We start from the raw sequence: 2,446 nt of genomic DNA, 5'->3' as shown, positions 1-2,446 counted from the left end.
AATGGAATCTGAGTCATGATTGTGCGCTTAGAGACATATGGTGCTAGTTTTGGCAAAGCTTCAGCTAAATATCCGATATCTGTTGGTAACGAACGTGAGAAGGTGAAAATAATCTTTTTAGGATCGATTTCTTTTTTATCTTTTACTTGGATGAATGCTGCTAAAGTTTCAGCAGTCTCTTTTAACCCTTCGCGGAAGAACTGTTCTTTCGTGTTAGTTTTAGCCTCTAGAGCAATGATCTGCCACTTTCGTGCCTCACCGGATGAGTTAGACTTGAATACCTCATCATTGAAGTCGATTGCCTTTGTGATTGTGTAAAACTGACGTTTGAGCAAATCTAAGTGATATTCATTAAAGTCCTTATTGATATCTTTCGTTACATACTCAACTTTAGAATTAGGATCTTTCATGTTGATGATACCTAACTGATCCATCATGCGCTTTGCTGATTCTTCATCCAGTTTCGTTCCAGTAACCATCATATAAGCAAGTTTGAACTGCTCTACTTCATTTTGTTGATCTGAAACACTGCGATCGATTGCATCAGATATTTCCTCTGCAACCTCGAAATCACAATACCTATTTGTATTGTTCTTGAATTCTGACAGATAGATATTTTCAAGCGGATTTTTTACTTTGTCCATCAACTTAAACTTATTAGTAATACCAATAAGACTACTATCGATATAACGATCATACGTTTCAATTTCATTTTCGGTTACTACTTTCATTTCTTGGTAGAATTTCCGCTGCATCGTATCATATTTTTCACGAATGAATACAGCGCCATTCTGATATCTTTCAGCGAACCAAGGTTCAATGTTAGATGCCCACAGTTCCCATGATTCACCTGCTTTCACAGGTTCGAGCAAACGAAAGGCCACTCCAGTTGCTCCTTGATAGGTAGCAGATTCGGAATCAAGCATTGAAAAACGAAGATTATCAACCATGTCTGCGAGGATGTCAAATTCTTCTGGTGTTTTTGAATGATTCAAATCATTTCCAAGAAAGAAATCTTTTGCGCGTTGAATAATTGTTCTTCTCTGTTCTGATACGTCGTAGTCCCATTTAATTGGAATACCAGTGAAATGATTCACTGCCTGATCTACAACGATGTTGTACATACCAGCATGAAGCTTGTTATTCACTTTGATAATGTTTGTTTTTGGCTTTTGTCTGTCATCGATTTCATTCTTCTCGCTTGTATAAGCTAAATACTTCCGTTCTCGATCATTAAAGAATGGCTGCATATCTTCCATGAATCCGTTAGGATCGAAAAGACCTTCAGCCAATTGCGTTGCATATTTCGTTCGTATTCTTTTATAGTTTTTTAATGATAATTTATTATAAAGCACTGTTCCACCCCCTAATATTCAAAGAATTCAAATTCATTAGTTGTCATATCCTCACTAAACGCATAACGTGTAGCATCAATTGTGTGATTGTCCTTATCCTCAAGCCTTGGCTTAGGATTGCCATCTTTATCAGTTTGATAGTCAATATTCTCAAATTCTTTAGCGATGTTTGGTGTTCTTAATGGGTCAATGCAGATGAAATCTAAGTCATCCAGCCATTCCTCACCATATTCCACAGAGTCTGGACCCTTATTAACGCCCTCAATCCTTTTGATATTATGTTCATCAGATAACTCCGCTATCGATTTAGGCTCAGCAGAATCAGCAAATATCTCATCAGATTGATAACCTCTAGCATGTAACTCTTTGGCTAATTCTCGGTTACTGATCTTAACGCCGTATATCTCATCTATCGCATAAATGCCATTTTTCTTTTTATCGTAATGCCAACGAACAAAAGCCAGTGGATCAGTTGCATACCCAAAATCGACAGCGTTTCGAATATTATCAAAGTTAGCAACCATCTCATCTGTGATAGAACCTGCTTCTACTTGTAAATTGTCAAACGGTACTACACCAGAGCCGATTGCTTCACCCAAGTATTCCCAACGATATTTTAAAGGCTTTCTCTCTTTGACGTTTTCAGCCTCTTCAATGAATTTCTTAGATAGATGAGGATTTGTCAGATATGTTGAATGATGTACATAAGTATTCTTATCAATGAAACTACTTTCGTACTTCTTATTTACCCATGATTGACGACGTTTAGGCGGATTGTATGAGTAATAAAAGCTATAATCGAAAGGATAGGCTTTCTTCCTGTCAGCCTCACTAGTGATTTTTCCTTCTAACTCTTCACGTAGAATAGAATTCTCAATCGAAGTGACTTCATCCTCGCTTTTAAACTCTGCCAATTCTTCAAACCAAGCGATTGCCAACGGGAAATCTGCATCTTTGATAGATTTTATTTTGTCTGGATCATCAGCACCCATGCAGTAGATCTTATTACCTCTTGGGCGATAGGTGATTTCTAACCTTGAATCAACAAAACGAAAAAGATGCCGAACGCCTAAAACGTTAGCAGCACCTTT

At 37.4% G+C, this 2,446-nt stretch carries 2 protein-coding genes; both read right to left on the bottom strand.

Annotated elements, in window-relative coordinates:
- Positions 1-1,355, bottom strand: a 1,355-nt coding sequence (locus IGI58_RS18120) for a phage portal protein (RefSeq protein ID WP_429955492.1), incomplete at its 3' end; no start/stop codon positions are given.
- Positions 1,356-1,366: 11 nt separating this feature from the next.
- On the bottom strand, positions 1,367-2,446 hold a 1,080-nt coding region (locus IGI58_RS18115), incomplete at its 5' end, for a PBSX family phage terminase large subunit (RefSeq protein ID WP_429955494.1).

This window comes from Enterococcus sp. AZ020 (genome assembly GCF_050499205.1).
GTDB lineage: Bacteria > Bacillota > Bacilli > Lactobacillales > Enterococcaceae > Enterococcus_L > Enterococcus_L dunnyi.
Note: the sequence above shows the minus strand (reverse complement) of the source record. Positions and strands in the feature narration are given on the sequence as shown.